The following is a 15,033-nucleotide window of genomic DNA, read 5'->3' as shown; positions in this document are numbered from 1 at the left end:
CGACGAGCACGCCGGCCGCCTGCGTGACCTGTTCCGCCAGCCTCAGCTACGCCAGCCCGCGGCTGTCGAGGAGGCCATGGGCCAGCGGATGCTCACCACCCTGGCCATGGTCGACCAAGCCTGCCGCATCCTGGACGAGCTGACCGAGCAGACCACCGAGGCGTTCCTCGACCATCCCCACGCCCCGGTGTACCTCAGCTTCCCCGGGGTCGGGCCGTTGACTGGAGCTCGGCTCCTGGCTCGGCGACGACCTGGGCCGCTTCACCAGCGCCCGCGGACTCCGAGCCTACGCCGGCGTCGCCCCGCTGACCTGGGCCAGCGGAAACAGCACCACAGTCACCCACCGCAAGGTGGCCAACCGGTATCTCAAAGGCACGTGCCATCTGTGGGGCTTTACCGCGCTGCCTCACTCCTCAGCCTGCCGCGCCTACTACGACCGACGGCGGGAGGTCGGCGACGCCTTCGCCGCAGCCCTGCGGCGCCTGGCGGGGAAGCTGCTCAGCTCGCTACACCACTGCCTCATCCACGACGAGTTCTACAGCGAGGAGCGCGCCTTCCCCGCCCACGGCTCCCAGGACGCACCCGTCGAGGAGTCGAACCCATAGACCGGGTGGCCGGAATACCTAGGACATCACCTCGGGCCCAGAGGGAGCCCTTACGCGGGAACGGTACCGGCCGCCCTACTTCACCTGGCACCCACGCATCACGAAGAGGAAGAGGAGCAGATCATGGACGAGACTTACCTCGGCGACCTGTGCCGCCACCTTACCGAGCACCACCCCCGGCACGGCCACTGGACCGTACGTGCTTTGCGCTGGCCGCGCGAGCACGGCGACCGCCAGGGGGTGTTCCTGCGCGTCGCCAATGACCCGCTCCAACTCTATGGGGCAGCAACTGAAGCCGACCTGCCGCTGCCTCCCGACACCGAGGTCCAGCAACAGGCCGTGTACGACACCACCCTCGCCGCCGTGCTGGCCGCCAGCGCGCTCCTCAAACCCCATGCCCCCAACGGCCTAGCCCATCACGTCGACGGTCCGGACATCGGCCAGGTCCTCGGCGCCGCCCGCCAGCTCTCGGACGTCTCGCTGGAGATCACCCTCAAGGAACTCGTCGCACGCAGCAGGCACTCCCTCACGCGTCTGCTGCTCTCGCTGGAACAGGCACGGAACACCCACGTAGACCTGCGCACCGTGGCAGCCGTGGCCTACGCCATCTCCACCAGGGGTGACGGCTCACTCTCCACCAACCCCACGGGTCACTGGACTGCGCTCACATCCACCACGGACTCACGGTGGTATCCCGTGTCGTACGTGGTCCGGTCGGCTTGGAGGACGCGGCACGCACACGCCCCAGCCGCCAACGTCGGCCAGGAGAACGACGAAACCCACGTCTCCGTCGCTTAACGGCTTCTTCATCCAGCTCCGCGTGGTACACGCACCTACCCTCCTCCTTCATCCGCCGAGCCGTCAGGAAATCTCGGCCGAGCAGGTTAGATCGGAGGAGTCCACGGTGACCGACCACGGAGCCGAGGAGACGGAGATACCGGGCATGACGCTCGAGGAGTTGCTCGCCTTGCCGGTTAGTGTGCCCCTCGACGACGCCAATCGCGCCCTCTCTCTGCGCCGTTCAACCGGTTATGCCCTTGCCAGGAGCGGGAGGTACCCGGTTCCCGTGCTGCGGGCCGGCCGCACCTACCGCGTCGCCCGCGCGGCCCTGCTGCGCGTCCTCGGCATCAGCCCAGACACACCGGCCCCCACGGCCGATACGGACAACACGGCCGTGTGATCGCCAGATCGAACGGCCCTCGGCGCGAACTCCGCGGTGTTGCAGCACCGCATCCGCACCGAGGGCCCGATGCCCAACCGACACCAGGCGGCCCTGACGCCTTGCCTACGGTTCCCAGGGCCGTCTTCCAACGACGGAGACACCATGCCCACCATGGCACATGCCCTCCTGCGAGGGTTCGTGAACGCGCACCGCCGTTCCGCTGCGAACGCCCCCCTTTCGTTGACCTTCACCGGCCTCTCAGACGTTGTGGGAGGGATCAGGAGGTGAAGGGCTCGACGTACAGGCGGTGCTTCTGCCGGGACCCGAAAACCCGCAAGCCGTTGGGCAGTAAGTGCCCGAAGCTCAGGCAGAAGAAGCACGGCTCCTACTCGATCCGCCAGGAGCTGCCACCAAGCAAGGAGGGCCAGCGGCGGTCCTTCAGCCGGAGCGGTTATCCCACGTCAACGAAGGCACAGGCCGACCTCGACAAGGTACGTGCATTGCTAGCCCTCCCCAGCGCTGAGGACAACGAGGGGCAAACGCGTATCGGCGACCTGCTCGATTCGGTAGGCGAGAAGGACCCCATACCGGACTTGGAGGAAACCAGGAAGAAGTTCAGCACCGGTCAGTCGTTGATCACCCACATCACGATCGGTGAGTGGCTCGACGAGTGGCTTGCCGGAAAGAAGAAACTCCGCGACGGCGCGAAGACGCGATACGACGTTGACGTACGCGTGCACTTGAAACCTCACCTTGGGCACATCCGACGCGACCGCCTGACCGTTCCGCACCTCGACGAGATGTTCGCCGCCATCGAGGCAACGAACGAAGAGATCCGCGATGCGAACGCCATGCGGCGGGCCGCGATCGAGGAACTGGCCAGCATCCCGTGGAAGGGGGCGGAGAACCGCGCCCGCCGCAGAGGGCTGAAGGATGCCATCGCGGCCATGCCGCCGTTCCGCCGCGTCACGGGCATGGCGTCCCAGCATCGCATCAAGGCCACCCTTAGGGCTGCCCTGAACACGGCGATCAAGCGAGGACAGCTCAGCTTCAACGCCGCGGGTCACGTCGAACTGGAGCCGGCCGAGCGGCCCAAGGCTCTGTTCTGGACGGCCGAGTGTGTCGAGGAGTGGCGGAGGACCGGCATCAAGCCATCGCCCGTGATGGTCTGGACCCCAGAACAAACCGGGCAGTGGCTCGACTTCGTCGCAGATCACTGGCTGTACGGTGTGTGGCATGTGATCGCCTTCCGCGGCCTGCGGCGTGGCGAGGCATGCGGATGCCGGCGACAGGACCGGAACCGCAAGGTCAAGACGCTCACCATCGCCAAGCAACTCGTCCAGACGCGGACCGAGGACGGCTGGGGAGTCCGTGAGAGCGCGCCGAAGACCAACAGCGGCGCAAGGGTCATCGCCCTCGACTCGATCACCGATGAGGTGATTGACGACCAACTCGCACGGCAGGACGCGAAGCGGCGCGAACTGGGTGAGGCGTGGCAGGACACCGGCCGGCTGTTCACGACGGAGGACGGCTCGTGGATCGATCCTCGCTGGCTCAGCGCCGAGTTCGATCGGCTCGTCGAGGCGTCAGGACTGCCGCCGATCCGACTGCACGATCTGCGGCACGGCGCGGCCTCGCTCATGCTCGCCGCCGGAGTTGACGCCAAGATCGTGGCCGAAACCCTGGGGCACAGCGACACCCGTGTCACACGGGAGGTCTATCAGCACGTGCTTCCCCAGGTGGCCCTCAAGGCGGCCGAAGCCACAGCGCGCATGATTCCCCGAGGCGAAGCGGCCAAGCCTGCGCCCAGCCTCTCGGCCATCGACCCCGATCGGCTTCTGAACAGTCCGGCGTTCGCCGCCCGTCTGGCCACGCTGGACCTTCGCGCCGAGACGTTCGTCGAGCAGCTTGCCGACGCCATCCGTACCGCGGTTCAGGATGCCCCCGAGCTGAGCGGCAGCACGTCGTCCCCCGCCGAGATCCAGCGCGGAGCCGCGGCGGCCGAGGCAGCCGTCCGGCTCGTTCCGCTCCGGAGAACAGACATTCTGGAGGAGGAGCATGAGGGCGACGCCCCTCCTGAAAATACCTCCGCTCACGCCACGCTCACGCCAGAGGGGGCGAAGATCATTCCCTTCCCATCCGGGAGGGTTCGGGCGTAAGAAAAAGGCCAGGTCACACCACGTGTGACCTGGCCTTGGGGTGAGCCGCCTAAGGGAATCGAACCCTTGACCTACGCATTACGAGTGCGTCGCTCTGGCCGACTGAGCTAAGGCGGCGGGCGCGTGCGTCCTGCGGGGGCGCAGCGCTCGTCAGTCTACACAGGTTTGGGGGGTGCTCCCGAACGCCTTCTGCGGAGGAGGTCGTCGGTTGCCTCGCGCAGGGCGCGGAGGCGTTTGGACCAGCGGGTGCAGTCGGGGCAGGCGTTCAGATGGGTGAGCAGTTCCTGCTCGGTGACCCCCGGTGGGAGGGGGTCACCTTCGGTGTGCGCCGATATGGCGGTGCGGTAACGGATGCATGGCATGCCGTTATCATTGCAGGTCGTTCAGCAGGTGGTGCCGTCCTCGGGGCTGACGTTCTCCAGGAGGTAGTCGTTGACCGCCGAGTCGACGCACTCGCTCGCGCCGCCGTACGCGCCGTGGCCGTCGCCGTCGTAGGTCAGCAGGATGCCGGTCTCCAGCTGGTCGGCCAGGCCCTCGGCCCAGGCGTAGGGGGTGGCCGGGTCGCGGAGGGTGCCGATGACCAGGATGTCCGTGGCGTCGGCAGCCGGGATGCTGACGGGGGCGCCGGAGGGATCGACCGGCCAGGCGGCGCACAGCAGCGTGGCCCAGGCGAAGTCGCGGCCGAAGGTGGGCGACGCCTCCTCGTACGCGGCAAGTGCGGAACGGACCGCGTCGGCGTCCTCGTTGCCCGCGGGGCTGTCCAGGCAGCTGATCGCGGGGAACGCGAACATGGTGGTGCCGTACGTGCCGTTGGCCTCGCGCTCGTTGTAGGCGTCGGCCAGGTCGAGCAGGGCCGAGCCGTCGCCGTCCTCGATGGCGGTGGCGAGGGCGTCGCGGAGCATGGGCCACAGGTCTTCGGCGTACAGCGCGTAGGAGACGCCGGTGCTCGCGAGGGATTCGGTCAGGGGCCGCTCCTCGTCGCCGGTGGGCAGGGGCTCGGCATCGACCTCGGCGAAGAAGTCCAGCAGGGCCTGGGACGCGCCGTCGGCGCCGTCGTTGCCCAGCGCGCAACTGTCGCGCGGGGTGCAGTCCTCGGCGAAGGAGCGGAACGCCGTTTCGAAGCCGCCGGCCTGCTCGCGGTCGGTGTCGAGGGTGGAGAGCCGCGGGTCCATCGCGGCGTCGAGCACGAGCCGCCCGGTGCGCTGGGGGAAGAGCCCGGCGTACGTGGCCCCGAGCTTGGTGCCGTAGGAGAAGCCGACGTAGTGCAGCTTCTCGTCGCCGAGCGCGGCGCGCAGGACGTCCATGTCGCGTGCGGACTCGATGGTCGAGATGTGCTCCAGCAGGGCGCCGGACCGCTCCTGGCAGCCCTGGGCGAAGTCGTCGTAGGCCGCGAGCAGTTCGTCGACCTCCGCGTCGGAGTCGGGGGTGCGGTCGGTCAGCGTGTAGTCGTCCATGGCATCGCCGGTCAGGCACTCGACGGGCTCGCTCTGGCCGGTGCCGCGGGCGTCGAGGCCGACCATGTCGTAACGGGCGCGGACCTCGGGCGGGTAGAGGTAGGTCGCCGCGTCCTGCGCGAAGTCGACGGCGGAGGCGCCGGGGCCGCCCGGGTTCATCAGGAGGGCACCGATCCGTTCCCCGGACTCGGTGGCGCGGGCCCGGGTGACGGTGAGCTGGATGTCCTGGGCCGGGTCGACGTTCTCGTAGTCCAGCGGAACGGCGAGGGTGGCGCACTGGAAACCGACCGCACCGCACGAACTCCAGGTCAGCTCCTGCTCGTAGTAGGGCTGGAGCTCGGCCGGGATCTCCTCGGGCAGCGGCTCAAGAGCGGGCGCGTCCGGCGCTGGGGAGGAGGCGTCGCTCTCCGGGTCGGACGGCGAACGCTCGTCGGGGCGGTCGTTCGACGAACAGGCGGTCAGGAGCAGGGTGGTCGCCGTGAGAACGGCGAGGGCGATGCGGCCTGTGGTGCGCATGGGTCCCCCGGACTGTGCGGTGCCGTGTGGTCCTGTGGAGCGTAGCCTCTCAGCGCAGGGCCACGGTCATCGCCTCCACGGCCAGCAGGGGGGCGACATTGCGGTCGAGCGCGCGGCGGCAGTCGAGGATCGCCTCCATGCGGCGCAGGGTCTGCTCGGGCCCGGTCGCGACGGCGACCCGCTCGACGGCCTCGGCGCTCTCGCCCCCGGCAAGGGCCACCGAGGAGCCGAACTGCCGGGCCAGCACGTCCCGGTAGAAGCCGGCGAGATCGGTGAGGGCCAGGTCGAGGGCGTCCCGCTGGGTGCGGGTGGCGCGCCGCTTCTGGCGGTCCTCCAGCTCTTTCATCGCGCCCGCGGTGCCGCGCGGCAGCCGCTTGCCCTCGGCGGCGCCGAGGGCGGCGCGCAGCTCCTCCGTCTCCTTCTCGTCCAGCTCCTCGGCGAGCTGCTTGGCGTCGGCCGCGGCGGCGTCGACCAGCTCCTGGGCGGCACGCAGGCAGCCGCCGACGTCCGTCAGCCGCTCGGGGAGCTTCAGCACGGCGGCGCGGCGGCCGCGGGCCTCCGCGTCGGTGGCCAGCCGCCTGGCGCGGCCGATGTGGCCCTGCGTGGCGTGCGCGGCGGCGCGGGCGACGTCGGGCTCGATGCCGTCCCTGCGCACCAGGACATCGGCGACGGCGGCGACCGGCGGGGTGCGCAGCGCGAGATGGCGGCAGCGGGAACGGATGGTGGGCAGCGCGTCCTCGCCCGAGGGCGCGCAGAGCAGCCAGACGGTGCGGGGGGCGGGCTCCTCGACGGCTTTGAGCAGCACGTTCCCCGCGCCTTCGGTGAGGCGGTCGGCGTCTTCGAGCACGATCACCTGCCAGCGGCCGCCGGCCGGGGACAGCTGGGCCCGGCGTACCAGGTCGCGCGTCTCCTTGACGCCGATGGTGAGCAGGTCGGTGCGGATGACGTCGACGTCGGCGTGGGTGCCGACGAGCGTCGTGTGGCAGCCGTCGCAGAAGCCGCAGCCGGGCCGGCCGCCCAGGGCGAGGTCGGGGCTCGTGCACTGGAGCGCCGCCGCGAACGCGCGGGCCGCGGTGGCTCTGCCGGAGCCGGGCGGGCCGGTGAACAGCCAGGCGTGCGTCATCGCCGAGCCGGACAGGTCGGGCTCGGCGCCGCTGTCCACGGCCGCCACGTACGCGTGGGCGTCGCGCGCGGCGGCGGTGAGCTGCTCCGTCACCCGGTCCTGGCCGACCAGGTCTTCCCAGACCGTCATGCCCCCGCTCCTTCCTGCCGGTCCTGCACGGCAACGCCGCCTCTTGCACCGCAACGCCACGGCAACGCCGCGGCCGCGCCGCAACACCACGTCCGCGCCGCAACGGCCGGCCCCAGCCGGGCCGGCCGTTGCCATTCTGCGGCACGCCACTGACAACGACCGGTGTGGGCGGAACGGCCCGGCCGGAAGCGGGGAAAACGACGGGAACGCCGTTCAGCGCCGCCGACCGCGCCCGCCGTCCCCGCCCTCGTCGTCGTCGCCCGTGTCCTCGCTCCCGCGATCGGCGTCCCGGCGCGGGCCGAGCAGCTCGTCCGCGAGCGTCGGCACGTCGTCGAGCGGCGTCTCCTCTGCCCACTGCGGGCGGGCCCTGCGTCCTTCGGCCGCCGGGTCCTCCCGGCCGGGCTGCGGCATCTGGCGGGTGTCCTCCGAGGTCTCGGGGCCCTCGCCGCGGGGGATGATCGCGGTCTGCTCGTTGTCCGGGTTGTTCACGGGCAGCGGCACCTGCACCGTGTCGGTGTTGTCGGCCGCGGCGAGGCGCGCCTGCTCGGCGCGCAGCAGCGCCTCCTCGGCCTTGCGCTGCTTCTCGCGGCGCCGCTCCTCGGCCTGGGCGCGCAGCCGCGCCTCCTCCTCGGCCTCGCGGCGGAGGCGTTCTTCCTCCTCGCGGCGCAGCCGCTCCTCGGCCTCGCGGCGGCGGCGCTCCTCCTCGGCGGCCCTGCGGGCCTCCTCGGCGCGGCGCCTGGCCTCTTCGGCCTGGCGGGCTTCCTCGGCCCTGCGGCGTTCTTCCTCCTCGCGCCGCTTGCGCTCCTCTTCCTCGGCGCGCAGGCGCGCAAGCTCCGCCTGACGCTCGCGCTCCAGGCGCTCTTCTTCCTCCTTGCGCCTGCGCTCCTCCTCCGCACGCCGGCGCGCCTCCTCCTCGGCGCGCTTCCGCGCCTCCTCCTGGGCGCGGACCTCGGCCTCGGACAACGGCAGCATCTGGTCGAGCCGGTGCCTGGCGGCGGTGGTGACGGACTCCGGGTCCTGGCCCGCGTCGACGACGAGGTAACGGGCCGGGTCGGCGGCGGCCAGCGCCAGGAACCCGGCGCGGACCCGCTGGTGAAACTCGTTCGGCTCGGACTCCAGGCGGTCGGGCGCCTCGGTGAACCGTTCACGCGCCGTCTCGGGCGAGACGTCGAGCAGCACGGTCAGGTGCGGCACGAGCCCGCCGGTCGCCCAGCGCGAGATGCGCGCGACCTCGGTCGCGGACAGGTCCCGGCCCGCGCCCTGGTAGGCGACGGACGAGTCGGTGTAGCGGTCGGAGATGACGATGGCGCCGCGTTCGAGCGCGGGGCGGATGACCGACGCGACGTGCTCGGCCCGGTCCGCCGCGTAGAGCAACGCCTCCGCCTGGTGCGAGAGCCCGCCGGATGCGACGTCGAGCAGGATCGTCCGCAGCCGCTGGCCGACGGGCGTCGCGCCCGGCTCGCGCGTGACGACGACCTCGTGGCCCTTGCCGCGTACCCACTCGGCCAGCGCCTCGACCTGCGTCGACTTGCCCGCGCCGTCGCCGCCCTCGACGGCGATGAAGAACCCGGACCCGGTCGCGACCGGGTCGGGCTCGCCGCCGCCGCGCACCGCCTCCACGAGGTCCCGCCGCAGCGGCACGCCGCGCCGGTCGTCGGTGCGGCCGAGCACGACGGCGGCGACGGGCAGCAGCAGCACGCCGACGATCATGAGCGTGAACGCCGCGCCGCCGTGGTCGATGACGAAGTCGCCGCGCTCCACGCGGTGCGGGCCGATGAGCGCCGCGGTCAGCGGCGCGGCCATCGCCATGAGCGCGACGGCGACGCGCACGACCGCGTGCAGGTGCCGGGTCAGCCGCGGCCTGCGGAACTCCTCGGCCTCCTGGTCGAGCAGAACGTGCCCGGTGTGCGCGGCGACACCGGCCGCGATGCCCGTGGCCGCCGCGGTGAACAGCACGGTCGCCGGGTCGGAGATCAGCCCGGTGCCGAACAGGCCGAGGCCCGTCAGCGCGAGCGTCAGCGCGAACAGCCGCCGCCGCGACAGCGCGGGCAGCACCGCTGGCGCGAGGCGGATGCCCCCCGCCACGCCGCCGGTCAGCGCCAGCACCAGCAGACCGTAGGCAACCGGCCCGCCGCCCAGACCCGCAACGTGCAGCACGCCGAGGGCGACCGCGGCGACGATGGCCGCGGCGACCGCGGCGCAGCCGAGGACGAGCACCGGGATCGCGCCGGTGCGCCCCTTGTCAGGGGCGGTGCCCGCGGACGGGCGGCGCAGCCCTTCCAGCGGGGACACGGGACGCCGAGGCTCGCTGCCGGGCAGCCGCAGGAAGTACAGAACGGAGATGGCGGCGGCGAAGAACCCGGCCGCCACGTAGGAGGCCATCGCCGCCTGGTGGTCGGAGAACCAGTCGAGCCTGGTCGCCAGCACATTGCTGATCAGCGAGGCGGCGACGAGCGCGGCGGCGGCCACCGGCACCGCGATGTACCCGCTGCGCAGCCAGAGCCGGCGCAGCGCGTCGTGGTGGTCGGGCAGGGGGCGCACGGCGGCGCCCTCCGGCGGCGGGGCGGGCAGCAGCGCCGGTGCGACGCCGTCGCGGCCGACGGTCCACACCCGTTCGGCCAGACCGGTGACGAAGATGGTGAGCAGGATGTAGACGTAGGCGCTGTCGGGCACCCAGTCGATCCACAGCGGCGCAACGATCAGCAGCGCGGCCCTGAGGCCGTCGGTGCCGATCATGGTCCACCGGCGGTCGAGGGGGCCCGAGGGCGCCAGGAGCCCGGCCACGGGGCCGAGCAGCAGCACGCCGCCCAGCAGGGTGGCCAGCAGGCGCACGGCGAGGGCAACGGTGACAGCCAGGGCGACGCCGCGGTACTCGCCGCCGAAGACGGGCTCGCCGCCGACGGGGACGTAGAGGGCCGCCTGCACCGAGAGCAGGACCAGGACCAGCAGCGCGAGGGCGTCACCGATGCGGCCGGTGAACTGCGCTTCCCACAGCCGCCGCAGCTCGGGTACCTGCAACAGTGCGCGCCTGGCACGCTCGCGGGAATCCGCGGCGAGCGCCTCGTCGGTGGCGCCGCGGGCGGGGTCGACAACCTCTGGTTGCTCTGCTCGCGTCATTCGGCCAGCGTAACCGCCACCCCTGTGGGCGGCGCCACCCGCCCGAACATTTGCGCGGGGAACGGGCGGTACCGCCGCGGGGGGTTACTCGGCTTCCGCCGCCGCCGACTTCCTGGCCGCGGTTTTCTTCGCACTGGTCTTCGCGGTGGTGCTCTTCTTCGCCGACGCCTTCTTTGCAGTCGCCGCAGTCGCCGCAGTCGCCGCCGGAGTCGCGGTGGCCGACGCCTTCTTCGCTGTCTTCTTCGCGGCCGCCTTCTTGGCCGGTGCCTTCTTGGCCGGTGCCTTCTTTGCGGCGGCCTTCTTCGCGGTCTTCTTGGCCGGGCCCTTCGCCCGCTTCTCCGCCAGCAACTCGTACCCGCGCTCGGCCGTGATCGTCTCGGGGTCGTCGTCGCGGCGCAGCGTCGCGTTCGTCTCCCCGTCCGTGACGTACGGGCCGAACCGGCCGTCCTTGACCACCACAGGACGCTTCGTGACCGGGTCCTCGCCCAGCTCCTTCAACGGCGGCTTGGCGGCGGCTCGCCCGCGCTGCTTGGGCTGGGCGTAGATGGCCAGCGCCTCGTCGAGCGTGATCGTGAAGATCTGATCCTCGCTGGTCAGCGAGCGCGAGTCGGTCCCCTTCCGCAAGTACGGGCCGTAACGCCCGTTCTGCGCGGTGATCTCCTGCTCCGACTCGGGGTCGGTGCCGACCACGCGCGGCAGCGACAGCAGCCGCAGGGCGTCGCCCAGCGTCACGCCGTCCAGGGACATCGACTTGAGCAGCGAAGCGGTGCGCGGCTTGACCGCGTTCTTCCCGGTCGTCGGCGTGCCCTCGGGCAGCACCTCGGTGACGTACGGCCCGTACCGCCCGTCGCGCGCGACGATCTGACGGCCCGTCTCCGGATCGGTGCCCAGCTCGAAGTCGCCGCTCGGCTTGGCGAGCAGCTCCTTCGCCAGGTCGGTCGTCAGCTCGTCCGGCGGCAGGTCGTCCGGCACGTCCGCGCGCTTGGCCGATGCGTCCGGCCCCGCGTCCGGCTCGGGCGGCGCCTCGACGTACGGACCGTAGCGGCCGACGCGCAGCACGATGCCGTCGCCGACGGGGAACGAAGAGATCTCGCGCGCGTCGATCGCGCCCAGGTCCGTGACCAGCTCCTTCAGCCCGCCGAGGTGGTCGCCGTCGCCGTTCCCGGCGTCGGCCGCGGCGCCCGCGCCGGGGGCGGCCCCGCCGTCCGCGCCGAAGTAGAAGCGGCGCAGCCACGGCACCGCCTCCGCGTCACCGGTGGCGATGCGGTCGAGATCGTCCTCCATACGAGCGGTGAAGTCGTAGTCCACCAGCCGGCCGAAGTGCTGCTCCAGGAGATTGACCACGGCGAAAGAGAGGAAGGACGGGACCAGCGCCGTGCCCTTTTTGAACACGTAACGGCGGTCCAGGATCGTTCCGATGATCGCCGCGTAGGTGGAGGGGCGGCCGATCTCTCGTTCCTCAAGCTCCTTGACCAGCGAGGCCTCGGTGTAGCGGGCCGGGGGCTTGGTCGCGTGGCCGTCCGCGGCGATGCCGCGCGCGGTGAGCGGGTCGCCCTCGGTCACCTGCGGCAGCCGCCGTTCGCGGTCGTCGAGGTCGGCGCCCGGGTCGTCGGCACCCTCCACGTAGGCCTTGAGGAAGCCGTGGAACGTGATGACCTTGCCGGTCGCGCTGAACTCGCAGTCCCGCCCGTCCGCGCTGGTACCGGCGACGCGGATGGCTACCGACTGGCCGACGGCGTCCTTCATCTGCGAGGCGACGGTCCGCTTCCAGATCAGCTCGTACAACCGGTACTGATCTCCCGTCAAGCCCGTCTCGGCGGGCGTGCGGAAGCGGTCACCGGAGGGGCGGATCGCCTCGTGCGCCTCCTGCGCGTTCTTCACCTTGCTCGCGTACACGCGGGGCCGGTCCGGCAGGTAATCCGCGCCGTAAAGCTGGGCGACCTGGGTGCGCGCGGCGGCCACCGCGGTGTCCGACAGGGTGGCGGAGTCGGTCCGCATGTAGGTGATGAAGCCGTTCTCGTACAGCCGCTGCGCGACCTGCATGGCGGCCTTCGCCCCCATGCCCAGCTTGCGCGACGCCTCCTGCTGGAGCGTGGTGGTGCGGAAGGGCGCGTACGGGGAACGACGGTACGGCTTGGACTCGACCGAACGGACGGCGAAGGCCGTGTCCGCCAGTGCCGCGGCGAGCGCCCGGGCGTTCTCCTCGGTGAGGTGCTGCACCTGCGCCGGGTTCTTCAGCTGCCCGTCGGACCCGAAGTCGCGCCCCTGGGCGACGCGGCGGCCGTCCACGCTGGTCAGCCGGGCGTCGAACGTGCCCTCCGCGGGCACGGTGGCGAACGTGCCGACGAGGTCCCAGTACTCCGCGGACCGGAACGCGATGCGCTCCCGCTCCCGTTCCACGACCAGCCGGGTGGCGACGGACTGCACCCGGCCGGCGGACAGCCGGGGCATGACCTTCTTCCACAGCACGGGCGAGACCTCGTAGCCGTAGAGCCGGTCGAGGATGCGGCGGGTCTCCTGGGCGTCGACGAGCAACTGGTTCAGCTCGCGCGGATTGTCGACCGCGGCGCGGATCGCGTCGCGGGTGATCTCGTGGAAGACCATGCGGCGCACGGGGACCTTGGGCTTCAGCACCTCCTTCAGGTGCCAGGCGATGGCCTCGCCCTCGCGGTCCTCGTCCGTGGCGAGATAGAGCTCGTCGGAGTCGGCGAGCAGCGCTTTGAGCTTCCGGACCTGATCCTTTTTGTCGCTGTTGACGACGTAAAGCGGCTCGAAGTCCGCCTCGACGTTGACGCCGAGCCGTGCCCAGGGCTGGCCCTTGTACTCGGCGGGCACCTCGGCCGCGCCGCTCGGCAGGTCGCGGATGTGCCCGACACTGGCCTCGACCACATAGCCGGGGCCGAGGTAGCCCTTGATCGTCTTCGCCTTGACGGACGACTCGACGATGACTAGTCGGCGGCGTCCGCCGTTCGCGGTCTCGCTGGTCGGGGACAACTTCTGCTCTTCTCTCCAGCCCGGGGGAAAGTACTGACGATGCGGAGTGTGACGGTACATCCCTGCTGCGTGTCAAATGGGAAAACGCCGCAACGCATCTCGAACGGTAACCCGAGATCCGCCATTCCCGCCGCCCGACCGCTCCGGGTATGTTGTCGATGAACAGTCACCGACAGTGTGTCCGAGGCGGTCGCAGGCGGTCACGGCTCACTCCGCGGGCAACAGAAACCCCTGCTCAACGAGCGGTCGCAGCCACTCGCCCGTCCGGTCACGCAACGCAACCGCGTCCTCGCCGAGCAACTGCGCAATCGCGTCCAGGATTGCTCCGGCGACGAGCGTTCCGTCACAGCTTCCCGCAAAGCCCGCGCTCACCGTGTCCATGGCGCGGGCCCGCCGCATGTCCTCCCGCCGCCGCAGCACCACGTGCTCGGGGTCCTCCGCCCCCGGCGCGCCGATCTGCTCCTGCACGATGTCGCCGGCCAGCACGTAGCGGGCGCGCAGCAGCGCGGCGTCGTCCCGGGCGCGCAGGAAGTCCTGCCGTTCGAAGTGCGTCCACACGGCCTCGCCGAGCGGCTGTGCGACGGCGTGCGGCCAGTCCTCGGCGAGCATGTGCGGGCGTTCCGCGCCGCCGCGGCGCACCGCGATCCAGCCGAATCCGACCGCCTCGGTGCCGCGCGTCGCGAACTCCGCGAGCCAGGCGCCGTACGCCGCCTCGTACGCGGCCGGGGAGCCGCGGTGCAGTCCCGCGTCGCGCAGCCACAGCTCGGTGTACTCGGTGACATCCTGCACCTCGCGTTGCACGATCCAGGCATCGCAGCCGGGCGGCACCCAGGAGGCGACCCGCTCCCGCCAGTCCTCGCCCGCGACGTGCTCCCAGTTCGCAAGGATCTGGCACAGGCCGCCCTCCGCGAGGTGCGCGGCCGAGCCCTGCACCAGTCGGCGGCACAACGCGTCGCCCGCCAGGCCGCCGTCACGGTACGTCAGGCCCTCCCCGAGCCCCGCGGGCGAGATGACGAACGGCGGATTGGACACGATCAGCCCGTAACCGTTCCCGTCCTCGCCGGTTCCGGAATCCTCGCTGTGCTGTTCGTCCGAGATCGGTTCGAAGAGGAATCCCTCACGCAGCTCGGCCTCGGGAGCGCCGGAGAGCGCGAGGGTCAGCGCGGCCATGCGCAGCGCACGCGGGTTCACGTCGGTGGCCGTGACGGACCGGGCATGCGTGGTGGCGTGCAGGGCCTGGACGCCGCTGCCCGTCCCCAGGTCAAGAGCCCGGCCCACCGGGCGGCGCACGGTCAGCCCCGCAAGCGTCGCCGAGGCGCCGCCGGGGCCGAGGACCACGTCCCGGCCGGGCTCAGCGGCGCCGGGGGCGCCCGGGGCGGCGGGCGCCGGGCCCGGCCTCGCGTCGCAGACGATCCACCAGCTGCGGCCGTCCTCGCCCGCGTAGGGGCGCACGTCCACGGTCGCGCGCACCTCGTCCCCGTCGCGCTCCAGCCAGCCCTCCCCGAGCGCCGCCTCGAACGGCAGGGCACGACCGGCCAGGCCGCGCGCAACCGGCTCGCGCAGCAGGAACAGCCGTGCCAGCACGGCCGTCGGGTCGTCGTCGCCGAGCAGGGCGCGCCGCGCCGGCACGCTCTCGCCGCGCGCCAGGGCGGCGTCGGCGGGCGCGCCGAGACGGGCGCGGAGCCCCTCGGGGGTGAACGAGGCGGCCAGCAGGGCCTCTTGCAGCCGGGCGGTGCCGGGGCCGGGAACGGGGAGTCGGGGGTAGCTCACGCCC

10 protein-coding genes and 1 tRNA gene are annotated in these 15,033 nt (G+C 71.8%); 4 read left to right on the top strand and 7 right to left on the bottom strand.

Annotated features, from left to right (window positions below; genetic code table 11):
* Window positions 1-46: 46 nt before the first annotated feature.
* Window positions 47-181 carry a hypothetical protein gene (locus tag STBA_RS39300; protein WP_290443891.1) on the bottom strand — a complete coding sequence of 45 codons (135 nt, stop codon included), beginning with the start codon at window positions 179-181 and terminating at the stop codon, window positions 47-49.
* A 40-nt stretch (window positions 182-221) separates the two neighbouring features.
* Here STBA_RS39300 and STBA_RS35785 point away from each other — a divergent pair, with 40 nt between their 5' ends.
* From STBA_RS35785 to STBA_RS18935, 4 genes are all read left to right on the top strand, one after another.
* The gene (locus STBA_RS35785) at window positions 222-605 is read left to right on the top strand and encodes a transposase (protein ID WP_079252020.1); all 384 of its coding nucleotides are present in this window, start codon (window positions 222-224) and stop codon (window positions 603-605) included.
* Window positions 606-728: 123 nt separating this feature from the next.
* Window positions 729-1,403 carry a hypothetical protein gene (locus tag STBA_RS18945; RefSeq protein WP_077060380.1) on the top strand — a complete coding sequence of 225 codons (675 nt, stop codon included), beginning with the start codon at window positions 729-731 and terminating at the stop codon, window positions 1,401-1,403.
* Window positions 1,404-1,509: 106 nt separating this feature from the next.
* Entirely contained in the window at window positions 1,510-1,785 is a 276-nt protein-coding gene (locus STBA_RS18940) for an integrase (RefSeq protein WP_253194826.1), read from the top strand.
* Window positions 1,786-2,051: 266 nt separating this feature from the next.
* Window positions 2,052-3,926 carry a site-specific integrase gene (locus tag STBA_RS18935; protein WP_077060379.1) on the top strand — a complete coding sequence of 625 codons (1,875 nt, stop codon included), beginning with the start codon at window positions 2,052-2,054 and terminating at the stop codon, window positions 3,924-3,926.
* Between the two features lie 43 nt (window positions 3,927-3,969).
* Here the strand turns inward: STBA_RS18935 and STBA_RS18930 are convergent.
* The 6 genes from STBA_RS18930 to STBA_RS18900 form a co-directional block, all read right to left on the bottom strand.
* Window positions 3,970-4,043, bottom strand: a tRNA-Thr gene (locus STBA_RS18930).
* A gap of 266 nt (window positions 4,044-4,309) precedes the next feature.
* Window positions 4,310-5,896, bottom strand: a complete 1,587-nt coding sequence (locus STBA_RS18920; RefSeq protein ID WP_077060377.1) for an alpha/beta hydrolase — start codon at window positions 5,894-5,896, stop codon at window positions 4,310-4,312.
* 49 nt (window positions 5,897-5,945) lie between these two features.
* Window positions 5,946-7,148 (bottom strand): DNA polymerase III subunit delta', encoded by a 1,203-nt coding sequence (locus STBA_RS18915; protein WP_077060376.1) that lies wholly within the window; start codon window positions 7,146-7,148, stop codon window positions 5,946-5,948.
* A 213-nt stretch (window positions 7,149-7,361) separates the two neighbouring features.
* Window positions 7,362-10,265 (bottom strand): dTMP kinase, encoded by a 2,904-nt coding sequence (gene tmk / locus STBA_RS18910; RefSeq protein WP_077060375.1) that lies wholly within the window; start codon window positions 10,263-10,265, stop codon window positions 7,362-7,364.
* Window positions 10,266-10,349: 84 nt separating this feature from the next.
* Window positions 10,350-13,259 (bottom strand): type I DNA topoisomerase, encoded by a 2,910-nt coding sequence (gene topA, locus STBA_RS18905; RefSeq protein WP_077060374.1) that lies wholly within the window; start codon window positions 13,257-13,259, stop codon window positions 10,350-10,352.
* 207 nt (window positions 13,260-13,466) lie between these two features.
* Window positions 13,467-15,029, bottom strand: a complete 1,563-nt coding sequence (locus tag STBA_RS18900) for a methyltransferase (protein WP_077060373.1) — start codon at window positions 15,027-15,029, stop codon at window positions 13,467-13,469.
* Window positions 15,030-15,033: the final 4 nt, after the last annotated feature.

Source organism: Streptomyces sp. MP131-18, assembly GCF_001984575.1.
GTDB lineage: Bacteria > Actinomycetota > Actinomycetes > Streptomycetales > Streptomycetaceae > Streptomyces > Streptomyces johnsoniae.
Note: the sequence above shows the minus strand (reverse complement) of the source record. Positions and strands in the feature narration are given on the sequence as shown.

What these genes read in the sequence shown, in the direction of transcription:
- STBA_RS18945 (WP_077060380.1), top strand. Translation starts at nt 729, where the DNA reads ATGGACGAGACTTACCTCGGCGACCTGTGCCGCCACCTTACCGAGCAC.
- STBA_RS18915 (WP_077060376.1), bottom strand. Translation starts at nt 7,148, where the DNA reads ATGACGGTCTGGGAAGACCTGGTCGGCCAGGACCGGGTGACGGAGCAG.
- STBA_RS18920 (WP_077060377.1), bottom strand. Translation starts at nt 5,896, where the DNA reads ATGCGCACCACAGGCCGCATCGCCCTCGCCGTTCTCACGGCGACCACC.
- tmk (WP_077060375.1), bottom strand. Translation starts at nt 10,265, where the DNA reads ATGACGCGAGCAGAGCAACCAGAGGTTGTCGACCCCGCCCGCGGCGCC.